This is a genomic window from Bacillus pumilus, from assembly GCF_038738535.1.
In the GTDB taxonomy this organism is placed as follows: domain Bacteria; phylum Bacillota; class Bacilli; order Bacillales; family Bacillaceae; genus Bacillus.
This window is the reverse complement of record NZ_CP046128.1, coordinates 105,643-132,450: the sequence shown is the minus strand read 5'-3', so window position 1 is coordinate 132,450 and position 26,808 is coordinate 105,643. Positions and strand designations below refer to the sequence as shown.

General features: G+C 42.3%; 24 protein-coding genes and 2 other annotated features. All 24 genes read right to left on the bottom strand.

The window, feature by feature from the left end:
* Positions 1 to 81 precede the first annotated feature (81 nt).
* The gene (rpoC, locus tag GKC25_RS00695; RefSeq protein WP_034665614.1) at positions 82 to 3,681 is read right to left on the bottom strand and encodes a DNA-directed RNA polymerase subunit beta'; all 3,600 of its coding nucleotides are present in this window, start codon (positions 3,679 to 3,681) and stop codon (positions 82 to 84) included.
* A gap of 57 nt (positions 3,682 to 3,738) precedes the next feature.
* Positions 3,739 to 7,320: a DNA-directed RNA polymerase subunit beta gene (gene rpoB / locus GKC25_RS00690; RefSeq protein WP_003217223.1), complete on the bottom strand. Its 3,582-nt coding sequence runs from the start codon at positions 7,318 to 7,320 to the stop codon at positions 3,739 to 3,741.
* Between the two features lie 255 nt (positions 7,321 to 7,575).
* Positions 7,576 to 8,181 carry a class I SAM-dependent methyltransferase gene (locus GKC25_RS00685; protein ID WP_044139657.1) on the bottom strand — a complete coding sequence of 202 codons (606 nt, stop codon included), beginning with the start codon at positions 8,179 to 8,181 and terminating at the stop codon, positions 7,576 to 7,578.
* 96 nt (positions 8,182 to 8,277) lie between these two features.
* Positions 8,278 to 8,643, bottom strand: a complete 366-nt coding sequence (gene rplL, locus GKC25_RS00680; protein WP_003216952.1) for a 50S ribosomal protein L7/L12 — start codon at positions 8,641 to 8,643, stop codon at positions 8,278 to 8,280.
* A gap of 41 nt (positions 8,644 to 8,684) precedes the next feature.
* Complete coding sequence (gene rplJ, locus GKC25_RS00675) at positions 8,685 to 9,185, bottom strand: 50S ribosomal protein L10 (protein ID WP_034665618.1); 501 nt, start codon at positions 9,183 to 9,185, stop codon at positions 8,685 to 8,687.
* A 69-nt stretch (positions 9,186 to 9,254) separates the two neighbouring features.
* Positions 9,255 to 9,395 (bottom strand) — a sequence feature (ribosomal protein L10 leader region).
* A 48-nt stretch (positions 9,396 to 9,443) separates the two neighbouring features.
* Positions 9,444 to 10,142 (bottom strand): 50S ribosomal protein L1, encoded by a 699-nt coding sequence (gene rplA, locus GKC25_RS00670; RefSeq protein WP_034665623.1) that lies wholly within the window; start codon positions 10,140 to 10,142, stop codon positions 9,444 to 9,446.
* 99 nt (positions 10,143 to 10,241) lie between these two features.
* Positions 10,242 to 10,667, bottom strand: a complete 426-nt coding sequence (rplK, locus tag GKC25_RS00665; RefSeq protein ID WP_003216956.1) for a 50S ribosomal protein L11 — start codon at positions 10,665 to 10,667, stop codon at positions 10,242 to 10,244.
* 171 nt (positions 10,668 to 10,838) lie between these two features.
* A complete protein-coding gene (nusG, locus tag GKC25_RS00660) occupies positions 10,839 to 11,372 on the bottom strand; it encodes a transcription termination/antitermination protein NusG (RefSeq protein WP_003217197.1) in 534 nt (177 codons plus the stop codon).
* A gap of 170 nt (positions 11,373 to 11,542) precedes the next feature.
* Entirely contained in the window at positions 11,543 to 11,719 is a 177-nt protein-coding gene (gene secE, locus GKC25_RS00655) for a preprotein translocase subunit SecE (RefSeq protein ID WP_003216942.1), read from the bottom strand.
* A gap of 34 nt (positions 11,720 to 11,753) precedes the next feature.
* A complete protein-coding gene (gene rpmG, locus GKC25_RS00650; protein ID WP_012008694.1) occupies positions 11,754 to 11,903 on the bottom strand; it encodes a 50S ribosomal protein L33 in 150 nt (49 codons plus the stop codon).
* 76 nt (positions 11,904 to 11,979) lie between these two features.
* A complete protein-coding gene (gene sigH / locus GKC25_RS00645) occupies positions 11,980 to 12,636 on the bottom strand; it encodes an RNA polymerase sporulation sigma factor SigH (RefSeq protein WP_003217132.1) in 657 nt (218 codons plus the stop codon).
* A 63-nt stretch (positions 12,637 to 12,699) separates the two neighbouring features.
* Complete coding sequence (gene rae1, locus GKC25_RS00640) at positions 12,700 to 13,212, bottom strand: ribosome-dependent mRNA decay endonuclease Rae1/YacP (protein WP_034665628.1); 513 nt, start codon at positions 13,210 to 13,212, stop codon at positions 12,700 to 12,702.
* Positions 13,213 to 13,214: 2 nt separating this feature from the next.
* Positions 13,215 to 13,964 carry a 23S rRNA (guanosine(2251)-2'-O)-methyltransferase RlmB gene (gene rlmB, locus GKC25_RS00635; protein ID WP_034665632.1) on the bottom strand — a complete coding sequence of 250 codons (750 nt, stop codon included), beginning with the start codon at positions 13,962 to 13,964 and terminating at the stop codon, positions 13,215 to 13,217.
* On the bottom strand, positions 13,948 to 14,379 hold the full coding sequence (locus tag GKC25_RS00630; protein ID WP_034665636.1) for a Mini-ribonuclease 3: 432 nt from the start codon (positions 14,377 to 14,379) through the stop codon (positions 13,948 to 13,950). Before GKC25_RS00630 ends, rlmB begins: the two co-directional genes overlap by 17 nt.
* Positions 14,380 to 14,382: 3 nt before the next feature.
* Positions 14,383 to 15,783, bottom strand: a complete 1,401-nt coding sequence (gene cysS, locus GKC25_RS00625) for a cysteine--tRNA ligase (RefSeq protein WP_003217177.1) — start codon at positions 15,781 to 15,783, stop codon at positions 14,383 to 14,385.
* Entirely contained in the window at positions 15,780 to 16,433 is a 654-nt protein-coding gene (cysE, locus tag GKC25_RS00620; protein ID WP_012008691.1) for a serine O-acetyltransferase, read from the bottom strand. Before cysE ends, cysS begins: the two co-directional genes overlap by 4 nt.
* An 81-nt stretch (positions 16,434 to 16,514) precedes the next feature.
* Positions 16,515 to 16,746: a binding site (T-box leader), on the bottom strand.
* Positions 16,746 to 18,197, bottom strand: a complete 1,452-nt coding sequence (gene gltX, locus GKC25_RS00615) for a glutamate--tRNA ligase (RefSeq protein ID WP_034665641.1) — start codon at positions 18,195 to 18,197, stop codon at positions 16,746 to 16,748. (Overlaps the previous feature by 1 nt.)
* 94 nt (positions 18,198 to 18,291) lie before the next feature.
* Complete coding sequence (ispF, locus tag GKC25_RS00610) at positions 18,292 to 18,768, bottom strand: 2-C-methyl-D-erythritol 2,4-cyclodiphosphate synthase (RefSeq protein WP_095286191.1); 477 nt, start codon at positions 18,766 to 18,768, stop codon at positions 18,292 to 18,294.
* Between the two features lie 3 nt (positions 18,769 to 18,771).
* Positions 18,772 to 19,461, bottom strand: a complete 690-nt coding sequence (gene ispD, locus GKC25_RS00605; protein WP_034665643.1) for a 2-C-methyl-D-erythritol 4-phosphate cytidylyltransferase — start codon at positions 19,459 to 19,461, stop codon at positions 18,772 to 18,774.
* Between the two features lie 13 nt (positions 19,462 to 19,474).
* The gene (locus tag GKC25_RS00600; RefSeq protein ID WP_003217214.1) at positions 19,475 to 20,575 is read right to left on the bottom strand and encodes a PIN/TRAM domain-containing protein; all 1,101 of its coding nucleotides are present in this window, start codon (positions 20,573 to 20,575) and stop codon (positions 19,475 to 19,477) included.
* Positions 20,576 to 20,728: 153 nt separating this feature from the next.
* Positions 20,729 to 21,808 carry a DNA integrity scanning diadenylate cyclase DisA gene (gene disA, locus GKC25_RS00595; protein ID WP_012008686.1) on the bottom strand — a complete coding sequence of 360 codons (1,080 nt, stop codon included), beginning with the start codon at positions 21,806 to 21,808 and terminating at the stop codon, positions 20,729 to 20,731.
* 2 nt (positions 21,809 to 21,810) lie between these two features.
* Positions 21,811 to 23,190 carry a DNA repair protein RadA gene (gene radA, locus GKC25_RS00590; RefSeq protein ID WP_034620767.1) on the bottom strand — a complete coding sequence of 460 codons (1,380 nt, stop codon included), beginning with the start codon at positions 23,188 to 23,190 and terminating at the stop codon, positions 21,811 to 21,813.
* A 93-nt stretch (positions 23,191 to 23,283) separates the two neighbouring features.
* Complete coding sequence (clpC, locus tag GKC25_RS00585) at positions 23,284 to 25,719, bottom strand: ATP-dependent protease ATP-binding subunit ClpC (RefSeq protein ID WP_034665649.1); 2,436 nt, start codon at positions 25,717 to 25,719, stop codon at positions 23,284 to 23,286.
* Positions 25,716 to 26,807 carry a protein arginine kinase gene (locus tag GKC25_RS00580; RefSeq protein WP_342689881.1) on the bottom strand — a complete coding sequence of 364 codons (1,092 nt, stop codon included), beginning with the start codon at positions 26,805 to 26,807 and terminating at the stop codon, positions 25,716 to 25,718. The genes clpC and GKC25_RS00580 overlap by 4 nt, the downstream gene beginning before the upstream one ends.
* Position 26,808 lies beyond the last annotated feature (1 nt).

Here is a 26,808-nt window from a genome sequence, read left to right as displayed (position 1 = left end):
AGGATGTCAATATCATATGACAGATTATCTTGACATCCTTCACCATTTTTTGATGATTTTATAGGAATCTCACGAGAAAGATTACTCTACAGGAACCATATCGTCAGACGGCTGCACTTGTGAAACCGGCTTAACTTTACGGTAGTTTGGCATTCCTGTTCCAGCTGGAACAAGTTTACCGATGATAACATTCTCTTTCAAGCCAAGCAGTTCATCACGTTTTCCTTTGATCGCCGCATCTGTTAGGACACGAGTCGTTTCTTGGAAGGATGCCGCAGACAAGAATGAGTCTGTTTCAAGCGATGCTTTTGTAATACCAAGAAGAACTGGACGGCCTGTTGCAGGACGTTTGCCTTCGAATAGTACTTTTTTGTTCGCTTCAGTGAATTGATGTACATCCAGAAGTGTGCCTGGTAATACATCTGTATCCCCTGCATCAGCGACACGCACTTTACGAAGCATTTGGCGAACCATTACCTCAACGTGCTTATCTCCGATTTCTACCCCTTGCATACGATATACTTTTTGTACTTCATGAAGCAGATATTCTTGAACAGCTGTCATGTCAGTCACTTTAAGAAGTTCTTTCGGATCGATCGAACCTTCTGTCAGTACTTGACCACGAGTGACTTTGTCACCTTCAACAACTTTCAGACGCGCATTGTAAGGAGCTGTGTAAGAACGAGTTTCAACGTCGCCTTGAACCACAATTTCCTGCTGCTTGTCACGAACATCGTTAATTTCAGCAACGACACCATCAATTTCAGAAATGGTCGCTTGCCCTTTCGGATTACGCGCTTCAAATAGCTCTTGGATACGAGGTAAACCTTGTGTGATATCGTCTCCTGCTACCCCACCGGTGTGGAACGTACGCATTGTAAGCTGTGTTCCTGGCTCACCGATTGATTGAGCAGCGATGATTCCAACTGCTTCACCGACTTCAACGTCAGTACCAGTTGCAAGGTTACGGCCGTAGCATCGTTTACATACACCATGAGGCGTGTTACATGTAAATGCAGAACGGATCCATACTTCCTCAATTCCTGCTTCAACTACTTCAAGTGCTTTATCTTCATCAATTAGTTCGTTTTCGTCCACAATGACTTCGCCCGTTTCAGGATGAACAATTGGTTTTCTTGCAAAACGTCCGATCAGACGTTCTTCAAGCTTCTCAATAATTTCATTTCCTTCTCTAATGGACTTCGCCAAGATACCACGGTCTGTACCGCAATCTGTTTCACGGATGATAACATCCTGTGCAACATCGACGAGACGACGCGTAAGGTAACCTGAGTCAGCTGTTTTAAGGGCTGTATCGGCAAGACCTTTACGCGCTCCGTGAGTGGAAATAAAGTATTCCAATACGGTTAAACCTTCACGGAAACTAGATTTAATCGGAAGTTCAATGATACGTCCAGCCGGGTTGGCCATCAGACCACGCATACCAGCCAGCTGAGTGAAGTTAGATGCGTTACCACGCGCTCCAGAGTCACTCATCATGTAGATTGGGTTGACTTCATCAAGGGACTTCATCAGTTTACCTTGGATGACATCTTTAGAAGAACTCCAGATCGAAATGACTCTCTCGTAACGCTCTTCTTCAGTAATCAAACCACGTCTGAATTGCTTCAAGACGTTATCTACTTTTGCTTGTGCTTCTTCGAGGATCTTCTGCTTATCATCTAATACGACGATGTCAGACACACCAACCGTAATACCCGCTTTAGTAGAGTATTTGAAACCAAGATTTTTCATGCGATCAAGCATTTTAGATGTCTCAGTGATATGGAATCTCTTAAAGATTTCCGCAATGATTTTACCTAAAATACCTTTTTTGAACGGCGCATTGATTTCTTGTTTCTCGATCGCAGCTTTGACATCCTCACCTTTTTCAAGGAAGAAGCGGTCAGGCGTTTTTTCTTCAATATTGCTCTTTGTCGGCTCATTCATGTAAGGGAATGATTCCGGTAAGATTTCGTTAAAGATCAGTTTTCCGACTGTTGTAATCAACAATTTAGAACGCTGTTCATCAGTGAATGTCACATTCTTCAACGAGCTAGCTGCAACAGCTACACGTGTATGAAGATGCACATACCCATTTTGATAAGCTAGAAGGGCTTCGTCAGTATCTTTGAAGACCATACCTTCTCCGATAGCACCTTTACGCTCAAGTGTAAGGTAGTAGTTACCAAGCACCATATCCTGAGATGGCGTAACAACAGGTTTTCCATCTTTCGGGTTCAAAATGTTTTGAGCAGCAAGCATTAAGATACGAGCTTCAGCTTGAGCCTCAGCAGATAATGGTACGTGAACCGCCATTTGGTCACCGTCAAAGTCAGCGTTGTAGGCTGTACATACAAGTGGATGCAGACGAATTGCGCGTCCTTCCACAAGTGTAGGTTCAAACGCTTGAATACCAAGTCTGTGAAGAGTCGGTGCACGGTTTAGTAAGACTGGGTGCTCACGAATAACTGATTCTAAAACATCCCATACTTCCGGCTGCACGCGCTCAATTTTACGCTTCGCACTCTTGATGTTGTGAGCTAAACCTTTTTCAACAAGCTCCTTCATCACGAATGGTTTGAATAATTCAAGAGCCATTTCTTTCGGAAGTCCACACTGATACATTTTCAAATGTGGTCCTACGACGATAACGGAACGTCCAGAATAGTCAACACGTTTACCGAGCAAGTTTTGACGGAAACGTCCTTGTTTCCCTTTCAGCATATGAGAAAGAGATTTCAATGGTCTATTTCCTGGTCCTGTTACTGGTCGGCCTCTACGTCCATTATCAATCAAGGCATCGACAGCTTCTTGAAGCATACGCTTCTCGTTCTGAACGATGATGCTTGGCGCACCAAGATCTAATAAACGTTTCAGACGATTGTTACGGTTGATAACACGACGATAAAGGTCGTTTAAGTCAGAAGTAGCAAAACGTCCACCATCAAGCTGGACCATTGGACGTAATTCTGGCGGAATAACCGGAAGTACATCAAGAATCATCCATGATGGTTTGTTTCCTGAGTTACGGAAGGCTTCTAGCACTTCAAGGCGTTTAATCGCACGTGTACGACGCTGTCCTTGAGCAGTTTTCAGCTCTTCTTTCAGTGTATCTACTTCTTTTACAAGATCGATATCTTGAAGAAGTTTATTGATTGCTTCTGCACCCATAGCTGCTTGGAACGTATTACCGTATTTATCTAAATAAGCACGGAATTCCTTCTCAGAAAGAAGTTGTTTCTTCTCAAGCGGTGTGTTGCCCGGATCTGTTACAACGTAAGAAGCGAAGTAAATCACTTCTTCTAACGCACGTGGTGACATATCAAGAACAAGACCCATACGGCTTGGGATACCTTTGAAATACCAAATGTGGGAAACTGGGGCAGCCAGTTCGATATGCCCCATTCTCTCACGACGGACTTTTGCCCGTGTTACTTCTACACCACAACGGTCACATACAACACCCTTATAACGAACGCGTTTATACTTTCCACAATGACATTCCCAGTCTTTTTGCGGTCCGAAGATACGTTCACAAAAGAGACCATCTTTTTCAGGTTTCAGTGTACGATAGTTAATCGTTTCAGGCTTTTTCACTTCACCAAAAGACCAAGAACGGATTTTATCAGGTGATGCGAGACCGATGTTCATATACTCAAAATTGTTCACATCTAGCAAGGGGCCTACCTCCCTTTTAATCTTCGGGTTATACCCTAGTCACTTGCTCTAATCGTTTCATTCTTTTGTGACTGCGTCACGTTCAAGATCGACAGGTGCGAGGTCTGCAGCATCTTCGTCATTAGATAACGCTAATCCGTCTGCTTTCTTCGTTTCCTCATCGTCTTCTAAATCTCTCATTTCTATCTCTTCTTCATCGCCAGATAGGATTTTGACATCCATACCTAAACTTTGAAGTTCTTTAATTAACACTTTGAATGATTCAGGGACACCTGGTTCAGGGACGTTATCCCCTTTGACGATGGCCTCGTATGTTTTCACACGACCTACAACGTCATCCGATTTAACTGTTAAGATCTCTTGAAGTGTGTATGCTGCACCGTAAGCTTCAAGCGCCCATACTTCCATCTCTCCGAAACGCTGACCACCAAACTGGGCTTTACCGCCAAGTGGCTGCTGCGTAACAAGTGAGTATGGTCCAGTTGAACGAGCGTGAAGTTTATCGTCAACCATGTGAGCCAGTTTGATCATGTACATGATTCCGACTGATACACGGTTATCGAATGGTTCACCAGTTCGACCGTCATAAAGGACTGTTTTTGCATCACGGGACATACCTGCTTCTTCAAGCGTTTCCCAAACATCTTCCTCGCGCGCACCATCAAATACTGGTGACGCAATGTGGATGCCAAGGTAACGTGCAGCCATACCCATATGAAGCTCAAGTACCTGACCGATGTTCATACGAGATGGTACCCCTAGAGGGTTTAACATGATATCAATCGGTGTTCCATCTGGAAGATACGGCATATCTTCTTCTGGAAGGATTTTAGAGATAACCCCTTTGTTACCATGTCGTCCGGCCATTTTGTCACCTTCAGAAATTTTACGCTTCTGAACGATGTATACGCGGACTAACTGGTTTACACCTGGAGGTAATTCATCTCCATCTTCACGGTTAAAGACTTTGACGTCGTGGATAATTCCGCCGCCGCCGTGTGGAACACGTAGAGACGTATCACGCACTTCACGAGCCTTTTCACCGAAGATTGCATGTAATAGACGTTCTTCAGCTGTTAGTTCTGTTACACCTTTAGGCGTTACTTTCCCTACAAGAAGGTCTCCGTCTTTTACTTCTGCACCAATACGGATGATTCCGCGCTCGTCAAGGTTGCGTAAAGCATCTTCCCCAACGTTTGGAATATCACGAGTGATTTCTTCCGGTCCAAGCTTTGTATCACGAGCTTCTGATTCATATTCTTCAATATGAATAGACGTGTAGACGTCATCTTTTACAAGGCGCTCACTCATGATGATCGCATCCTCGTAGTTATAACCGTCCCAAGTCATGAAGCCGACCATGACGTTACGTCCTAGAGCCAATTCACCTTTTTCCATTGAAGGACCGTCTGCAAGGATTTCTCCTTTTACGACTTCATCTCCAACACTTACGATTGGACGCTGGTTGTAGCAAGTCCCTTGGTTAGAGCGGACAAATTTCAGCAAGCTGTATTTGTCTAGATTTCCTTTGACTTGTTGTCCGTCAACGTCTTCATAGCGACGAACCCAAATATTTTTCGCTTCAACACGTTCTACAACACCAGGGTAGCGGCAGATAACAGCAGCACCAGAGTCTTTCCCTGATACATACTCCATACCTGTACCAACAATCGGTGATTCCGGCTGCATCAAAGGCACAGCCTGACGTTGCATGTTCGCTCCCATTAGAGCACGGTTAGAGTCATCGTTTTCTAAGAATGGGATACATGCTGTCGCTGCAGAAACAACCTGCTTTGGCGAAACGTCCATGTAGTCAACGCGGTTTCGAGGAACAACTGTGTTTTCCCCTCTGAAACGAGCAATGATATTATCATCGATAAACGAACCATCTTCACCTAATATAGCATTCGCTTGTGCTACAACGTAGTTATCCTCTTCATCAGCAGTTAAGTAATCGATTCTCGGTGTCACTTTACCTGTTTCAGGGTCAACCCGGCGGTAAGGTGTTTCAATAAAGCCGAAGCGATTCACTTTTGCAAATGAAGATAGAGAGTTGATCAAACCGATGTTTGGACCCTCTGGTGTTTCAATCGGACACATACGGCCATAGTGAGAGTAGTGAACGTCACGAACTTCCATTCCTGCACGCTCACGTGTCAAACCACCCGGTCCAAGCGCCGACAGACGACGTTTGTGCGTCAATTCAGCAAGCGGGTTTGTTTGATCCATGAACTGAGAAAGCTGAGAGCTACCAAAGAACTCTTTGATAGAAGCGATCACAGGACGGATGTTGATCAGTTGCTGAGGTGTGATCGTGTTTGTGTCTTGGATCGACATTCTTTCACGAACAACACGCTCCATTCTGCTTAAACCAATACGGAATTGGTTTTGCAGAAGCTCACCTACAGAACGCAGGCGACGGTTACCAAGGTGATCGATATCATCTGTGTCACCTACACCATGAAGAAGGTTGAAGAAGTAACTGATCGATGCAATGATGTCAGAAGGCGTGATGTTTTTCACAGCTTCCTCTACGTATGCATTCCCGATCACGTTGATCACTTGCTCGCCTTCTTGATCAGACGGTGCATAAATCTTAATAGATTGAAGTTCTACTTCATCTTCTACTACGCCACCATTTGGATAAAGCTTTCTAAATCCGATGCCGTTTTCTAAGTATGGAAGAACTTTATCAAGAACTCTTCTGTCTAAAATTTGACCTTTTTCTGCTAGAATTTCACCTGTTTCAGGGTCAACTAACGTTTCAGCCAATTTTTGATTGAACAGTCTATTTTTAATATGAAGCTTTTTATTAATCTTGTAGCGTCCAACATTAGCTAGGTCATATCTCTTCGGATCGAAGAAGCGAGAGTCTAGCAGGCTTTTCGCATTTTCAACAGTTGGCGGCTCTCCAGGACGGAGGCGCTCGTAGATTTCGAGAAGTGCTTTATCCGCATTCTCTGTATTGTCTTTTTCCAGCGTGTTGCGTAAGTATTCATTCTCGCCAATGAGGTCAAGAATCTCTTGATCAGAGCTGAAGCCGAGAGCACGCAAAAGAACCGTAACCGGCAACTTACGTGTGCGATCGATGCGTACATAGACTACATCCTTCGCATCAGTTTCGTATTCTAACCATGCGCCACGGTTTGGAATGACAGTCGCAGTAAAACCTTTTTTACCGTTTTTGTCTACTTTACCACTGAAATATACACTTGGAGAACGCACTAACTGAGAAACGATTACACGTTCCGCACCGTTAATGATAAAAGTACCTGTGTCTGTCATGATTGGGAAATCACCCATGAACACATCTTGGTCTTTTACTTCTCCAGTTTCTTTGTTAATTAAACGAACTTTTACTCTTAGTGGAGCAGAGTAAGTTACATCACGTTCTTTTGATTCTGCTACAGGATACTTAGGATCCCCTAGGCTGTAATCAATGAATTCAAGAGAAAGGTTACCAGTAAAATCCTCAATTGGGGATATATCTTGAAACATCTCTCTAAGACCCTCATCAAGAAACCACTGATAAGAAGAGGTTTGAATTTCAATGAGATTTGGTAATTCTAACACTTCGCTTATGCGTGCGTAGCTTCTGCGCTGGCGGTGTCGTCCATACTGAACTAGTTGACCTGTCAACTGATTCACCCCTCAAATCATGCGTATTATATGTGTAAAAAGTATTTCAGCCTTTCAAATGTCAGTAAAGAAATACTTTTACAAGACAAAAGAAAAAAGGGTTTCTAAAATAAGAAAACCACATCCAAAAACAAATACCGATTTTATTAGTTTTCCCAAGTATGCATAATTTATACAAAATAGTTGTTTTTTAAGCCTATCAAGCAAAATATACACATTGGCATTTTATAATGTTAACACAGCTAGGAAACTGCGTCAAACTTTTTTAGCTTTGATAATATAGTAGCCCTTTTTTTTCAATACAACCTCGACTTCTCCAAAGAGCTGTTCTAATTTTTCAATCGCAGATGGTCCGCCCTGCTTTTTCTGAATAACCACCCACAACTCACCTTCCGGCAATAAATGATCAGCACTTTTTTCAAAGATCGCATGTACAACTTTCTTCCCTGCCCGTATTGGGGGATTGGTCAGTATAGAGGCAAAAGCAGCTGATGAATGAACATTCGAGAACAAATCACTTTGATAGATGCGGACATTATCAATGCGATTATGTTTAGCGTTTTCCTTTGAAAGTTCGACTGCTCTTTCGTTCACATCAATCATATGAATGGTGCGGCTCGTCATTTCGTTTGCTAACGATAAGCCAATCGGTCCATAACCGCAACCGACATCTAAGACATCGCCATCCACGTCAGGTTCTTCAAAAGCTTCAATTAAAAGCCTTGAACCAAAGTCGACTTCTTTCTTAGAAAACACTCCACTGTCACTTGTAAAAGTAAAGGTACGGTTTCTCAAGGTGAAGTCCCATGTCTGTTTATTGCTTTTCACTGATGGCTTTTCCGTATAATAGTGGTCACTCATGATGAATGGACCTCCTCTGGATTCAATCGTTTCAGGAGAATAGAAAAGAAAAAGCCCGCCAGTAAAAGCGAGCTTTCCCAAAAGATTAGGCGAAGATTACTTAACTTCTACAGAAGCGCCAACTTCTTCAAGCTTAGCTTTAAGTTCTTCAGCTTCTTCTTTAGCAATACCTTCTTTAAGTGGTTTTGGAGTGTTGTCAACAAGTTCTTTAGCTTCTTTCAAGCCAAGACCAGTGATTTCACGAACCACTTTGATAACTTTGATTTTTTGGTCTCCAGCACCAGCAAGTACTAGATCAAAATCAGTTTTCTCTTCAGCAGCGGCACCACCAGCTGCAGCTACAGCTACAGGAGCAGCAGCAGTTACGCCAAATTCTTCTTCGATTGCTTTTACTAAGTCGTTTAACTCAAGTACAGTTGCTTCTTTAACTGAAGCAATGATTTCTTCGATATTTAAAGCCATTTGTAATTCCTCCATTTTAAGTTTTTTACGTTAAGTACGCATTAAGCGCCTTGTTCTTCTTTTTGTTCTGCAACTGCTTTAGTAGCAAGAGCAAGGTTACGAACTGGAGCTTGAAGAACGCTAAGCAACATAGAAAGTAAGCCTTCGCGAGACGGAAGTTCCGCAAGAGCCTTCACTTCTTCTACAGTCGCTACGTTTCCTTCGATGACACCAGCTTTGATTTCTAAAGCTTCGTGGCTTTTCGCAAATTCGTTGATGATTTTCGCAGGTGCGATAACATCTTCGTTACTGAATGCGATAGCGTTTGGACCTGTTAAGAAATCGTTTAAACCCGTTAGTTCAACTTGTTCAACTGCACGGCGAGTCAAAGTATTTTTGTAAACTTTGAATTCTACGCCAGCATCACGAAGCTGTTTACGAAGTTCAGTCACTTCAGAAACTGAAAGACCACGGTAATCTACAATTACAGTAGACATACTGTCTTTAAATTTAGAAGTAATTTCATCAACGACAACTTTTTTAGTATCGATTGCATTGCTCATGGTTACACCTCCTGTACATTCTTTGTGTAACACTTATACCGATCAGGCCATCACGTTCCTAACGAACGGTTCTCCATATAAAAAGCCTCCATTAAGACATGGAGGCTGTATATACAAGCATACGTTAACGTAAGACTGTGACATATACACCTCGGCGGGTTAATTAAGCCATAAGGCCCCTGCTGTCTACGGTATAAATGGACATATTCTATTTTACAACATTTTGATATTATCAAAACGATTGTGATAAGTCAAGATTTATTTTGCAGAGAAAGAAGATGGATCCACTTTCACGCCAGGGCCCATAGTAGTTGTAACAGAAACGTTTTTCACGTATACACCTTTAGCCGCTGCAGGTTTTGCTTTAAGGATTGTATCATAGATTGTTGCAAAGTTCTCAACAAGCTTTTCGTCCTCGAAAGAAACCTTTCCGATTGGCGCGTGGATGTTACCAGCTTTATCAACGCGGTATTCTACTTTACCAGCTTTGATTTCATTGATTGCTTTTTCTACTTCGAATGTAACAGTTCCTGTTTTAGGGTTTGGCATAAGACCTTTTGGTCCAAGTACACGACCGATCTTACCAACTTCACCCATCATGTCAGGTGTTGCAACGATTACATCGAATTCGAACCAGCCTTGTTGGATTTTAGTGATGTAATCAGAATCTCCAACGTAGTCTGCTCCAGCAGCTTCTGCTTCTTTTGCTTTTTCGCCTTTAGCGAACACAAGAACGCGTTGAGTTTTACCAGTTCCGTTAGGAAGTACAACTGCACCGCGGATTTGTTGATCGTTTTTACGAGGGTCTACGCCCAAACGAAAAGCAACTTCTACAGTCGCATCAAATTTCGCTGTATTTGCTTTTTTTGTAAGAGAAACAGCTTCAGCTACATCATACGCTTTAGTACGTTCGATCAGCTTAGCAGCTTCTACATACTTTTTACCTTTTTTAGCCATTATAAAAATCCTCCTTATGTGGTTTTAGCGGAATAACCTCCCACGAATAAGGGTTGCGAACTTGTCAAAACCAAACTCGCAACCCAACAAGACAATAAATTAATCTTCGATGACAATACCCATACTGCGTGCAGTACCTTCAACCATGCGCATAGCTGATTCAACGCTAGCAGCGTTTAAGTCAGGCATTTTTGTTTCCGCGATTTCGCGTACTTTATCACGCTTAACAGTTGCCACTTTATTACGGTTAGGTTCACCAGAACCAGACTCAATACCAGCTGCTTTTTTAAGTAAAACTGCAGCAGGTGGAGTTTTAGTAATAAATGTAAATGAACGGTCTTCAAAAACCGAAATTTCAACAGGAATGATAAGACCAGCTTGGTCAGCTGTACGAGCATTAAACTCCTTACAGAATCCCATGATATTAACACCGGCTTGACCTAGTGCAGGTCCAACTGGTGGAGCTGGGTTAGCTTTTCCAGCAGGAATTTGCAATTTAACAACTTTAACTACTTTTTTAGCCACGAGACACACCTCCTTAAAGTCCGTGATGTGGTAATAGGGGAATCCCCCTCCCACTCAACAACTTCATTCTTTATATGAATGACGAAATAACTAGCTAGCGATCTTGAGCGAACTCAAGACGTACCTTTGCTATATTACCACTTCTATACACTCATTTCAAGCTCTTTTGAATTACAATTTATCGATCTGCGTGAACTCAAGTTCCACGGGTGTTTCTCTACCAAACATATTAACGAATACTTTGACTTTGCTTTTATCGTAATCAATCTCTTCGATAGAGCCTGTGAAGTTAGCAAATGGTCCGTCGATTACCTTGACTGTTTCTTTCAATTCAAAGTCGATTTCTGTTTTGCGTTCTTCAAGACCCATTCTCTTCAGAATGGTTTCGGCTTCGCCTGGCAGCAGCGCTGTCGGCTTTGAGCCTGATCCAGCTGATCCAACGAATCCTGTGACACCTGGTGTATTACGAACAACATACCAAGAGTCGTCAGTCATCACGATTTCCACTAGGACATAGCCAGGGAATACTTTCTTTTTGACGACTTTTTTCTTACCATTTTTAATATCTGTTTCTTCTTCTTCTGGTACGACAACGCGGAAGATTTTATCCTGCATGCCCATTGATTCAACACGCTTTTCCAAGTTTGCTTTTACTTTGTTTTCATAGCCAGAGTACGTATGCACAACATACCAATTCTTTTCCATTTCGTTCAGGACTATTCAGTCCTTCCCTCCCCACATTTCGTAATGTCTATTTGACGAATCTCGAGTACCGGTAAATATTTTCAAGCAATTGAAAAAACCCGTAAAACGGGTTTTTTGGCAAGTCATATTATGATCTATTATAGCACGTTCAGCAGACCATTATTCAAGTATTAATGAATTAATTCGATTAATTGTGAGATTCCTATATCAAGAAAAGAGAAAAAGATTGCAAAGAATACGACTGTTAAAATAACCGTGATTGTGTAGCGAATCATTTCGTTTTTCTTTGGCCAGCTGACCTTTTTCATTTCTTTCCCGACACTTTTTAAGAAACTGATAATACGCATGTAAAAGACCTCCACAGATTAAAGAACGCAAATCTTACTTCGTTTCTAAATGTGTTTTATGTGAATTACAAGTCTTGCAATATTTCTTAACTTCTAATCTTTCAGCTGCTGAAGCATCACTTTTCATTGTCGTATAATTGCGGCTTCCGCAGTCTTTACAGGCTAGAGTAATCTTTTTCCTCATATTTACACCTATTTTCTCGACATCATTTCCTTAGTACCTTATCACAGTGTCGAAAAAGCTGTCAATATAGGTTTGATTAGAGACTAATCTCGCGAAGCTCTAAATATTTCTCTAATTTTCTCTTTACTCTTTGGAGTGCGTTATCAATTGATTTCACATGACGGTTTAAATCTTCAGAAATCTCTTGATAGGATCTGCCATCAAGGTAAAGCACAAGTACCTTTCTTTCCAGCTCACTTAGTAGTTCCCCCATTTTCATTTCAATATCATCAAATTCTTCTTTGCTAATGATTAAATCTTCTGGGTTAAGCGCTTTAGCACCGGAAATGACGTCCAACAATGTTCTGTCTGATTCTTCATCATATATTGGCTTGTCTAATGATACATAGGAATTTAACGGGATATGTTTTTGGCGAGTAGCTGTTTTAATTGCGGTGATAATTTGGCGGGTAATACATAATTCTGCAAAAGCCTTAAATGAAGTAAGCTTGTCCTCTCTGAAATCGCGGATAGACTTATAAAGTCCGATCATCCCCTCTTGGACAATGTCCTCTCGATCCGCTCCAATCAAGAAATAAGATCTTGCTTTTGCACGTACAAAATTGCGGTATTTCGTTATTAAGTAATCTAGCGCATCACTATCTCCGACATGAACCCTTTCAATGACTTGTTCATCTTCCAACTGGCAAAATTGCTCTCTGATGGATTTATCCTTGCTGTTGTTTAGATTCACTTCGATCCCCCCGACCGCACCTAGATAGAAATATTATACATTAATGGTTGAAATATCGTCAAGCTATTCCAGATTCCCACGCCGCCATTTTTCAAACGTTTTCAATACATCTTCTGACAATTCAATCTTGGATACTGGTTTATCAGAAGTAATCTTTTTGACTCTCGTCTCTATCTTTCGTTCGATCACTTCAATCTCTCTCAAAAGCTCTCGAGCCGACTTCCGAAGAGCTCCTTGTCCAAAAATTGCCCATTGTTCTGTGAAGTCTGAGGTCGCCACATGAATTTGCGTCCGAACATTATTCAAATCCTGGGCCAGCTTTTCAATCCGCTCATCAGCTGTTTCATTCTCTCTCGTAAAGATGACCTCTACTCGGTGGTTGATCCGCTTTTTTTCGATTCCTTTGACCATATGGGCATCGAATACGACAATGACTCGATACCCTGTGTATGCTTGATATTCTGCTAAATTTTGAATCAGCACGTCTCTGGCTTCTTCAAAGCTGTTTTCCTTTAAGTGCTGCAGCCGAGGCCATGCACCTATCATGTTGTATCCATCGACTAAGAGGATGTCCATCTCTATTCTCCTAACGGATAACGTTTTCGATACACTTCATACATCAATAGACTAGCGGCAACTGATGCGTTTAACGAAGTGACCTTCCCGGCCATAGGCAGCTTAATCAGAAAATCACACTTTTCCTTGATCAATCGGCCAATCCCTTTTCCTTCACTGCCAATCACAAGAGCAAGCGGCATCGTACCATCAAATTGTCTGTAATCCTGTTTGGCAGACGCATCTGTTCCCGCGACCCAGATTCCTCTTTCTTTCATCTCATCAAGAGCTCTTGAAAGATTGGTGACCTTGGCAACAGGAATATGTTCAATCGCCCCAGTAGATGCTTTGGCAACGGTTGTCGTTAAGCCGACCGCTCTCCTTTTCGGAATGACAATCCCGTGTGCACCTACAGCATCTGCTGTACGCATAATGGATCCTAAATTATGCGGGTCTTCAATTTCATCTAAGATAAGAAAAAACGGCTGTTCATTCCGCTTTTCGGCGATTTGATACAGATCGTCCAATTCCGCATATTCATATGCTGCTACTTGTGCAACGATTCCCTGGTGCTGACCTGTTACCATTTGATCAAGCTTTTTCCTCGGAACATACTGAATGGTGATATTTTGTTTTTTAGCGAGTTCAATGACCTGCTGGGCTTGTCCTTTTACAGTGTTTTCTGCCATCCAGAGCTTGTATAACTCCCGATCTGACTTCAGTGTTTCAATCACTGCATTTTTCCCAATCACATAATCATGTTGCTGACTCATTTGTCTTCCTCCCTGACGTTCCGATTTCAATCGCCTGACTAATCAGCTCTTCTAAGCGTTCGTCCTGCTTTTCAATAAATAAATAACCCATGAGCGCTTCAAGCGCCGTACTATAACGATACGTTTGAACGTCTGTGTTTTTAGGCACTGTGCCTGATTTTGCATTTCTTCCTCTTTTCAGCACTGCTTCTTCTGCTTCAGTGAAAAAGCCTTGTTGCTGAAGCGTAAATAAAATAGCTGCCTGAGATTTAGCTGAAACAATCTTGCTTGCTCGTTTGTGCAGCTCATTTGGTTTTGTCGCCCCCGTTTGGAGGAGGTGATGCCTCACATAGACTTCAAAAATGGCATCACCCATATAAGCAAGCGCAAGTCCGTTCAACTGTTTACCGTCTTTCAGCTTTTCAAAATTCAACATGACCTATTCTCCTCTTTTCCAGCGAGTACCTTGAGGAGTGTCCTCCAATACAATATTCATGCTCTTTAACTGGTCACGAATTTGATCAGATAGCGCAAAGTCACGATTTCTTCTAGCCTCATTGCGTTTTTCAATTAACGCTTCTACTTCTTCGTCAAGCGTGTGCTTTTCTTCTAATGAGAAGCCAAGAACAGACGTGATTTCTTGGAATAAGCCGATAAATGCCTTGATCACTTCCTCCGAAGTATGATCATTTTCCATATAATAATTCGCCTGTTTCGCAAGTTCGAATAAAACAGAAATTGCATTTGCCGTATTAAAGTCATCATTCATTTCAGAAATAAATGTCGCACGCTGCTCCTCAACCTTCGCCAGCCATTCAGCATTGTCTTCTGTGATATTCGTGCTGCTCTCGAGGCGATGATGTAAATTAGCATACGACGTTTTGAGTCGGTTAAACGCACTCTTTGTACTCTCTAGTAAATCCATTGAGTAGTTAATTGGATGACGGTAGTGAACCGACAACATAAAGAAGCGTAGCACATCAGGATCTTGTTCTTTCACAATGTCATGCACGAGCACAAAGTTTCCAAGTGATTTTGACATTTTTTCATTCTCAATATTAATATATCCGTTATGCATCCAATACTTCGCAAAAGGTTTCCCTGTCAAAGCCTCGGATTGAGCGATTTCATTTTCATGGTGAGGGAAGGTTAAATCCTGTCCGCCAGCATGAATGTCGATCGTATCCCCTAAATATTTTTTAACCATGGCCGAGCATTCGATGTGCCAGCCTGGGCGTCCTTCGCCCCACGGGCTATCCCATGAGATTTCTTGATCCTTTGCAGCCTTCCATAAAGCAAAGTCCAGTGCATCTCGTTTCTTCTCACCTACACGAATACGAGCACCTGTCTTCAGTTCATCAATCGACTGGTGAGAAAGCTTTCCGTAGCCTTCAAATGAGCGTGTGCTGTAATACACGTCGCCATCCGCTTCATAGGCGTAGCCTTTTTCAATCAATGTCGCAATAAATGCAATGATATCATCCATATTTTCCGTCACTCGCGGGTGAAGGTCAGCTTTTTTGCAGCCTAGTGCACTAACGTCTTCAAAGTAGGCTTGGATAAAGCGGTCAGCAATCGTCGGAACATCTTCTCCGAGTTCATTGGCTGCTTTGATGAGTTTATCATCCACATCTGTAAAGTTTGATACAAAGTTCACATCATAGCCGCTGTATTCTAAATACTTACGTACAGTGTCATAAACAATAGCAGGTCTGGCATTCCCGATATGAATGTAGTTATAAACGGTTGGTCCGCACACATACATCTTGACCTTTCCTGGTTCAAGCGGGACAAATTCTTCTTTCTTACGTGTCAATGTATTATAAATATTGATTGTCATGATTGTTCTTCCTTTCTGCTCAATGAAGCCAGCTCACCTTTTAGCTTTTCCATTTCTCGTTCCAATTCTTTGAAACGATCGGAAATCGGATCTGGCAAATCTTGATGATTGAGATCACGATTGATTTTCTTCCCATTTTGAACGACGACTCGCCCAGGTATACCGACAACGGTGGAATGGTCTGGTACGTCCTTTAACACAACTGACCCCGCACCAATCTTGGCCCCTTTTCCGACTGTAATGGAACCAAGCACCTTTGCACCTGTCGCAATGAGGGCATCGTCTAAAATGGTCGGGTGCCGCTTTCCCTTTTCTTTCCCTGTTCCCCCTAGTGTCACGCCTTGGAAAACAGTGACGTTGTCTCCAATTTCACATGTTTCCCCAATCACCACTCCCATGCCGTGGTCAATGAAGAAGCGCCTGCCAATGGTTGCCGCAGGGTGAATTTCCACCCCTGTGAAAAACCGGCTGACCTGAGAAATGATCCGCGCAAGAAAGTACAGCTTACGCTTATAAAATGCGTGCGCGATACGATGAGCCCAAATCGCATGAAGCCCTGAATAGGTTAGCACTACTTCAATATAGCTTCTAGCAGCAGGATCTTGATCAAACACAGTATCAATATCTTCTTTCAGCATTTTGAAAAACACATGCTCCCCCCGTTCTTCCCCATCAATCTCTCTTAGGACTTGCTCTCTTTTTTGGACAAATAAAAAACGCCTCTGCCAAATGACAGAGACGTTTTGAAAACGCGGTTCCACTCTGTTTAGAAAGCCCTCATTTTGCAGCCTTCTCAACTTAATCCCATAACGGAGGGTACCGCCCTTGCATACTAACGTACACGTGTTCCTCAAGGGTCTTGAGGGTGCATTTCCAACGTCTGCCCATAAGTCTCTTTCAGCCGGTGAAGACTCTTTCTGTGATGGACGAAAACATTGTACTTCTCCCTCGCAACGATTTCCTTATATTTGCTTAATGCGGTTTAATACCGTTTCTTTACCTAGTAGTTCAATACTTTGCGGAAGTTCTGGGCCATGCGTTTGTCCTGTGACAGCCACACGAATTGGCATGAATAGTTTCTTGCCTTTATGCCCTGTTTCTTTTTGTACCGCTTTAATAGCAGTCTTGATTTCATCAGGTGTGAAAGACTCAAGCCGTTCAAGCTGACCAGCAAAAGATGCCATGACTTCTGGTACTTGCTCCTCTGCTAAAACTTCCTTTGCCTCTTGATTATACTCAATTTGCTCCTTAAAGAACAACTCTGTTAACTCAACAATTTCTGCTCCATAGCTTAATTGTTCGTGATACAGAGAAATAAGCTTGCGCACCCACGTGTTTTCTTCTTCTGTCAGCTGCTCGCTTACCTTGCCTGCCTTTTGAAGATGCGGAAGCGTTAACGCAACAACCTGATCAAGATCAAGTGCCTTCACATATTGGTTATTTACCCATTTTAGTTTATGCATATCGAATAGAGCTGGTGACTTAGAAAGTCGGTTTACATCGAAAATGTCGATGAATTGCTCTTTTGTAAACAGTTCTTCTTCGCCCACCGGAGACCATCCAAGTAGTGCAATGAAGTTGAACAGGGCTTCTGGTAAATAGCCCAAGTTTTTATATTGCTCGATGAATTGAATAATGGATTCATCACGCTTACTTAATTTTTTGCGGTTCTCGTTCACAATCAGCGTCATATGTCCGAATAGCGGAACATCCCAGCCAAATGCGTTGAAGATCATGATTTGTTTAGGCGTATTCGAAATGTGATCCTCTCCGCGAAGAATGTGAGTCATTTTCATCAAATGATCATCCACTGCTACAGCGAAGTTATAAGTTGGCGTGCCGTCTTTCTTCACAATGACAAAATCACCGATGCCGTCTGTCTCAAATGAAATATCGCCTTTGACCATGTCGTCAAATTTGATGATTTCTCCTTTTGGCACTCGGAAGCGGATACTTGGCTCTCTTCCTTCAGCGATCAGCTTGTCCTCTTCTTCTTTTGATAAATGGCTGCATTTACCAGAATATCGAGGCATTTCACTTCGGGCGATTTGTGCTTCACGCTCTTCCTCTAGCTCTTCAGCCGTACAATAGCACTTATACGCCAAGTCTTTCTCTAGCAGCTCATCATAATATTTTTTGTAAATCTCATTACGCTCTGATTGTCTGTAAGGACCATAGCCGCCATCTTTATCAATGCTCTCATCCCAATCAATACCGAGCCATTGCAGGTGGCGAAGCTGGCTTTCTTCTCCGCCTTCTACATTACGCTTTTGATCCGTATCTTCGATTCGAATAATAAATTTGCCGCCTTGACTGCGTGCGAACAAATAGTTGAAAAGAGCCGTTCTAGCATTCCCAATATGTAAATGACCAGTTGGACTCGGTGCATAACGAACACGCACTTCATTTCCCATGAGTTTAACTTCCTTTCATCTGCATCATGTTGTCTGACACCAATTTTTTATAAACGTATTTTATCATCAAATCCCATTCTCATCAAAATGGATTTCACTTTTTCTGAAGAAGCACTGTTGCCTGAGAGGCAATTCCTTCGCCTCTTCCTGTAAATCCAAGTTTCTCTGTCGTTGTTGCTTTCACATTCACCTGTGTGACATCTGCCTCAAGCGCTTCTGCAATCTTCTCACACATTGGTTGAATGTAAGGTGCCATTTTGGGCTTTTGCGCCATGATTGTGCAATCAATATTCACAAGTGTGTAGCCTTTTTCCTTTACTAGTGCCCACACATGCTGCAGTAATTTAAAAGAATCCGCATCCTTAAACTCAGGATCTGTGTCTGGGAAATGTCTGCCGATATCTCCTTCAGCAATCGCACCTAGGCAGGCATCTGCCACTGTGTGAAGCAGTACATCAGCGTCTGAATGCCCAAGCAGCCCCTTTTCATAAGGGATGGTGACCCCGCCGATAACCAAAGGTCTTCCCTCTGTTAATTGATGTACATCAAAGCCTTGTCCTATTCTCAACATGATCTAGTACCCTCTTTCCGCATCCATAATTGCCTTGGCAACCAATAAATCATCCGGTGTCGTCAGCTTAATATTGGTGTAATCTCCTTGGACAATATACACGTTTTCACCATGTAATTGTTCCACAAGACTGGCGTCGTCTGTTCCAAGAAAGCCGGTCCGCTCCGCATATTCATGCGCCTCTTTTAAAATAGAATGACGAAAAGCTTGTGGGGTCTGGACTGCCCACAAGCTCTGACGTTCAATGGTTTGTTCCACTTTGCCTTCTTGAACGCGTTTGATTGTGTCTTTCACTGGTACCGCTACAACTGCGGAGCCTTTTTCAATCGCTGCTTTAACGAGCAAGTCAATCTGTGTATGCTTAATAAAAGGCCTTGCCCCATCATGAACAAGCACGATGTCTGCATCTTTCACAGCCTTTAATCCTTCGTATACACTTTGCTGACGTTCTTCACCGCCAGTGACAAGTGAAACAGGCGTTTGAAAAGCGTGTACCTTGAGTAGCCTTTCAAAGTCTTGACGCTCCTCTTCATTGATCGCTAGGATCATGCGTTTGCATTGCGAATGAGCGTCAAACACCTTTAGTGTATGAATAATGACCGGCATTCTTTTCAGCTCAATAAAAAGCTTATTGCGGCCGGCCTTCATTCGTTTCCCCTGCCCCGCAGCCGGAATAACTACTTCATAATACATGTTCGTTCTCCCTTTAGAGCGCCTTCTCCAGAAGTTTTGGCTTCGCAAAAATCATTCTTCCAGCAGCAGTCTGCAGCACACTTGTGACGAGCACATCGATGTCTTTTCCAATGTAATTGCGTCCTTCTTCGACCACAATCATCGTACCGTCATCTAAGTAAGCAACACCTTGGTTATGCTCTTTCCCATCTTTAATGACCTGTACCTTCATTTCTTCCCCAGGTAGCACAACCGGTTTCACCGCATTGGCTAGATCATTGATGTTTAACACTGCTACTTTTTGAAGTTCGCATACTTTATTTAAATTAAAATCATTTGTCACAACAACACCTGAAGTTAATTTAGCGAGCTTCACAAGCTTGCTATCAACCTCTTGAATGTCTTCAAAGTCACCTTCATAAATTTCAACTTTGATATCTAATTCTTTTTGAATACGATTTAAAATATCAAGACCTCTTCGGCCTCTATTTCTCTTTAATACATCAGAAGAGTCTGCAATATGCTGTAATTCCTCGAGCACAAATTGAGGAATGACCATGACACCTTCTAAGAATCCAGTTTGACAAATATCTGCGATTCTTCCATCAATGATAACACTTGTGTCTAAAATTTTCAGCTTTTTATCTTCTATTTCAGGTTCATCATCAGCTGCTCCTTTTTTCTTGGTGACCTTTGCAGATCGGGAGAACAGCCCCATCATTTCATCCTTCTTCTTAAACCCTACCTGAAATCCAAGGTATCCTAAAAAGAAAGCCAGGAAAATCGGAATAATGGTACCAAAAATATGATATGGGATATTGTTTAGCGGGATCACGTTTACAATAAGATATGCTAGAATAAGTCCAAATACTAATCCGAAACTTCCAGATATAAGATCAGGAAGAGGCGCCTTTAATAGAGAATCCTCGATCCATTTCACCCAATTAACCACATAGCCTGTGCACCATTTGCCGATGATAAAGAACACAGCGGCTCCTATTAGTGCTGAAGAGTAAGCATTTGTTATGAAAGGTATGTCCTTTACATTTAACAGCAGAAATAACTCTGGAATGATAAAAATCCCTACAACTGCACCAAAAATGATAAAAAACGCCTGAACGATTCTTTTTAACATACCTTCACCTCCTTTATTTTTCATCTGTCAATCCACCCTCACCTGACATTGATATATGTTTAAGTTTCCTATCATAATCAACAGAAAACAAAAGCATCATTAATATACCCATATTCATCCATTTTTAACCGTGTTTAAGAAAAATTTCTCTCCTTATAGCTGGCGGTCGATATAATGTTTTTCTTGCAGTCTTTTTAATCCTTTTTTTATCTTTTTCGCTCTTACTTCTCCAATTCCTTCTACTTCATCCAAATCTTGTACATCCGCTTCCATAATTCGATCTAACACACCGAACGCTTCAACCACGTTTTCGACGATTGGCATAGGCAGTCTAGGGATTTTGTGAAGCAATCTGTAGCCTCTTGTGTACACATATTCGTCAATATTTGTAGAAGCTGGATAGCCAAGTAACTTGTACAGAATGGAGTCATCTAAAAGCTCAAAGCTAGACATATCTTGTAGCTGTTTAAGCAGAACATATGGATCTTTAATCTTTTCTTTCACGTAATCTTTAATAAATAAAGCCGCTTCCTGCTCCATATCTGTAATCAGTTCATTGACTTGCAGACGGATCAAATGTCCTTCTGTTCCGAGCTCTTTGATATACATATTGATTTCATTTTTGATTCTAAGCACCATCTCGTAACGATGCAGCACGGATAATACATCACCAAAGGTCACAAGCTCTTCAAATTCTAGGGCGCTTAGCGCAGAAATGGCGTGATCTAAAATGGTTTTATATTTCTCAAGTGTTTGTATGGCTTGGTTGGCCTTAGTTAAAATAAAGCCAATATCTTTCAGCGTATAACGACGATTCCCTTGGTATAAGGTAATGACGTTCCTCCGTTCAGAAATCGCAATGATTAAGCAGCCTGTCTGCTTCGCTACACGTTCAGCAGTACGGTGCCTCATGCCCGTTTCCGATGAATGGATGGTTGCATCTGGCATCAGCTGTGTATTCGCATACAAGATCTTTTGACCAGAATCGCTTAAAATAATGGCTCCATCCATCTTAGCCAATTCATATAAGTGTGCTGGGGAGAAGGCAGAGTTAATATGAAACCCTCCATCTACAACACTCTTGACTTTGTCGTTATAACCAACAACAATGAGCCCGCCAGTATTGGCCCTCAGGACATTTTCGATCCCAGCCCGAAGAGGTGTCCCTGGTGCCACAAACTGTACGATATCTAAGAGATCGAGTTCTCTCGCTCCTTTTTTCTCTTTTTCCATTTCTATGATCCCCCTAGTGAAATTCGAAGTGCCTCCGCTACATTTTCTACACCGACTAACTCAATCCCTCTCGGCTTTTTCCATCCATCTATATTCGCCTGAGGAATAAACATTCGCTTAAATCCTAGTTTCGCAGCTTCCTGCACACGCTGTTCAATTCTTGATACTCTTCTGACTTCTCCCGTCAGACCGACCTCTCCTATAAAGCAATCCGCTTGATGCGGCGCTGCGTCTTTAAAGCTTGAAGCAATACTGACCGCAATGGCCAAATCAATCGCCGGTTCGTCAAGCTTCACACCGCCTGCGACCTTTAAATACGCATCTTGGTTTTGCAGCAGCAGTCCGACACGTTTTTCTAAAACCGCCATGAGCAATGACACACGATTATGATCAAGGCCTGTAGCCATTCTCCGTGGATTTCCAAAGCTTGTCGGTGAAATTAATGCTTGTATCTCGACAAGAACAGGTCTTGTTCCTTCCATTGAGGCAACAACACACGATCCAGATACACCTGCCGAACGTTCTTCTAAGAAAATTTCGGATGGGTTTAATACTTCCGTGAGTCCTTCCTCTCTCATTTCAAAAATCCCTAGTTCATTCGTCGAGCCAAATCGGTTTTTCACCGCACGTAAGATACGAAACGTATGATGACGCTCGCCTTCAAAATAAAGAACCGTGTCCACCATATGCTCTAAAAGGCGTGGACCAGCGATCGAGCCTTCTTTGGTTACGTGACCAACGATAAATATTGGAATACCATTTGTCTTGGCAATTTTCATCAGCTGTGCTGTACATTCTCTCACTTGAGATACAGACCCAGGAGCTGACGTAATATCGCTTTGATAAACGGTTTGAATCGAATCCACCACGACAAAAGCGGGTTTCATCTCTTGTATAGCAGACGTTATATACTCCATATCGGTTTCAGCCAAAACATGTAAAGAGGTGCTTTTTATGCCGAGGCGGTCCGCTCTTAGCTTCGTTTGTTTAATGGACTCCTCACCAGATATGTATAATACATTCTGATTTTTGTCTGAGAGCTGTGCTGATACTTGTAATAATAATGTGGACTTCCCAATCCCAGGATCTCCGCCAATGAGAACAAGAGAGCCTTTGACAATTCCACTTCCTAATACTCGGTTAAATTCTTCTAAATTCGTTTTGATTCGGGGTTCATCTGATGTTTCAATTGCAGATATAGGTGAAGGTTTTTGAATGGTTTGAACAGAATGATTAAAAGCGCTTCGACGGTTTGCCGGCTCTTTGCGAACGACCTCTTCTGTCATACTGTTCCACGTGCCGCAGCCTGGACATTTCCCCATCCATTTGGCTGACTCATAACCGCACGATTGGCATATAAATTTTGATTTTGTCTTAGCCATAGATTGAAGAATACAACTCCTTATACTGATCAGAAAATAAGTAAAGGGAGGCATACACTTTACTGGTATGCCTCACACTTTTTTCTTACTATATTAGTTCGTAGCAGCCGTCGTTTTTACGACAATTTCTCCATCTTCCACATCTAATACGATATGTTGACCTTTTTCAATATTACCCTTCAGAAGCTCCTCAGAAAGTCGATCCTCCACATGCTTTTGAATCGCTCTTCTTAACGGGCGCGCACCGTACTCAAGATCTACACCTTCGTCGGCAATCTTCGCTTTTGCTGCTTCCGTCAATTCGATTGAAAGGTCTTGTTCTTTTAATCGTTTCGTCAATTGATCAGACATGAGAGACACGATCTCTTTTAGATGTTTCTTTTCAAGTGAATGGAAGACAATGATTTCATCAATACGGTTGATGAATTCTGGTCTAAATGCACGCTTCAACTCGCCCATCACTTTGCCTTTCATATCCTTGTAATTTTGACCTTCATCCTGCACGTTAAAGCCAACATATTTATTTCGCTTCAGTTCACTAGCTCCAACGTTGGATGTCATGATCAAAATCGTATTTCTAAAGTCAACGGTACGCCCTTTAGAATCAGTCAGACGGCCATCTTCTAACACTTGCAGCAAAATGTTGAATACATCTGGATGTGCCTTTTCAATCTCGTCTAAAAGCACAACAGAATAAGGTTTTCTTCTCACTTTTTCAGTCAGTTGTCCGCCTTCTTCATAGCCAACATAGCCTGGAGGTGACCCAACAAGTCTAGATGTAGAGTGTTTCTCCATGTATTCAGACATATCAATACGGATCATCGCTTCTTCATCACCGAAAATAGACTCTGCGAGTGCTCTTGCAAGCTCCGTTTTACCAACCCCTGTTGGGCCTAAGAAGATAAAGGAGCCGATTGGACGTTTTGGATCTTTTAGGCCAGCACGCGCACGTCTCACAGCTTTTGCTACAGCGACAACCGCTTCATCCTGCCCGATCACACGAGAATGGAGCAATTGTTCCATATTGAGAAGCTTATCTGTTTCTGTTTGTGCAATTTTTGAAACAGGCACTCCCGTCCAGCTAGAGACAACCATTGCGATATCATCCACTGATACCTCTGAATTCTCCTGTCCTTGCTTTTCTTTCCAAGATTTCTTTGTGACTTCTACTTTTTCACGCAAACGCTGTTCCGTATCGCGAAGAGAAGCTGCTTTTTCAAATTCCTGACTTTGAACAGCAGCATCCTTTTCCTTGCGTACTTCATCGAGCTTTTGCTCTAGTTCTTTTAGGTTAGGCGGTGTTGTGAAAGAACGTAAGCGGACTTTCGAACCTGCCTCATCAATTAAATCAATCGCCTTATCTGGAAGGAAACGATCAGAAATATAACGGTCAGACAGCTTCACCGCCGCCTCAATCGCTTCATCCGTAATGGACACACGGTGATGTGCCTCATAACGATCTCTAAGTCCTCTTAAGATTTGAATACTTTCATCAACAGATGGCTGATCCACTTGAATTGGCTGGAAACGTCGTTCAAGCGCAGCATCCTTTTCAATATATTTACGGTACTCATCTAACGTTGTCGCCCCGATACATTGAAGCTCTCCACGTGCTAAGGATGGTTTGAGAATATTAGATGCGTCAATCGCACCCTCTGCTCCACCAGCACCAATGAGTGTATGAAGCTCATCAATGAAGAGAATGATATTTCCTGCCTGACGAATTTCGTCCATGACTTTTTTCAAACGATCCTCAAATTCACCACGATATTTCGTTCCCGCTACAACGGTTCCCATATCAAGTGTCATCACTCGTTTATCGCGCAGGATTTCAGGCACTTCATTATGAATAATTTGCTGCGCAAGACCTTCAGCGATGGCTGTTTTACCAACACCAGGCTCACCAATCAGCACAGGGTTATTTTTTGTTCTTCTGCTTAGGACCTCAATGACACGCTGAATTTCTTTGCTTCTTCCAATGACAGGGTCCAAGCTGTCTTCTTTCGCAATAGCTGTTAAATCTCTTGCCAAGCTATCTAATGTTGGTGTATTTGCATTGCTGTTAGAGCCAGCGGCAGATGCACCTGTTTCATTGCTGCCAAGCAGCTGCAGAACTTGCTGACGTGCTTTATTTAAGCTCACTCCGAGGTTATTTAAAACGCGGGCAGCTACACCCTCTCCCTCGCGAATAAGACCTAATAGAATATGTTCTGTCCCTACATAGGAATGACCTAGCTTTCTTGCTTCATCCATTGAAAGCTCAGTGACCTTCTTCGCTCTAGGCGTATAATGAGGAATAGCTTGAGACACCTCTTGCCCTCTTCCAATCAAGCTTTCGACTTCTTTTTGGATTTTATCTGAAACAAGACCCAGTGCTTCTAACGCTTTTGCGGCGATGCCCTCACCCTCACGTACTAGACCAAGTAAAATGTGCTCAGTACCAATGTTCTTATGGCCTAGGCGAATGGCTTCTTCTTGTGCAAGTGCTAATACCTTTTGAGCTCTTTCAGTGAATCTTCCAAACATCATATCGTTTCATCCTCCTGTCCATTCCTATGCATTTCTAAACGCAGCCTTTCTCTAATAATCGCTGCTCGTTTTATATCTCGTTCATTTGGCTCCAAAGCTCCTCCTGAGTACTGTTGAAGAAAGCCAGGCTGAGTCAAAATCATGAGTTCATTCAGTATATTACTTGAAAGCCCCTTAATGATACCTAAATCAATTCCAAGGCGCACATCTGACAAACACTTTGCTGTTTCCTTTGATTCAATCATGCGACAATTGGCCAAAATCCCTAAGGAACGGTACACTCTGTCCTCAAGTTCAATTTGAGATGTTTGATATAACGCCTTTCGTGCAGATCGCTCTTGTTCAATGAGCTGAGCGGTCACACTATTTAAGTCGTCTACAATATCTTCTTCTGATTGACCAAGTGTGATTTGATTTGAAATTTGAAAGATGTTCCCTATTGCTTCGCTGCCTTCACCATAAATTCCTCTGACTACAAGACCTAATTGATTAATGGCCGGAATAATCCGATTCATTTGTCTTGTGAGGGCTAAAGCTGGTAAATGCATCATGACCGATGCCCTAATACCTGTACCTACATTAGTTGGACAGCTTGTTAAGTATCCCCGCTTTTCCGAAAACGCATAATCCACTTGCTCTTCAATCCAGTCATCTATCTGATTAGCCGCTTTTAATGCATTGGCTAGTTGGAATCCTGGGAATAAGCATTGGATTCGAATATGGTCTTCTTCATTCAGCATCACACTGATTTCCTCATTTTCAGAAAGCAAACAACCGCCAAATCTTGATTCAGCTAAGTTTGGGCTGATCAAATGTTTTTCAACAAGTACTCTCTTTGCTAAAGGTTGCGTTTCATTCATACGAATCAGAACAAAGTTTCCGATGTCCTTCACTTCCTGGCTAGCAAACTTTTGCTCGAATTGCTGGAGGACAGCTTCAGCCTCTTCTTGAGAAAACTGAGTTGGGAAACGAACATGCTCTAGGTTGCGTGCTAGCCGGATTCGACTGCTTAGAACAATGTCACTTTCTGGTCCTTTTTGTTTCATCCATTGACTTAAAGCGTCTTGAATAAAATGCTGGAGCGACATG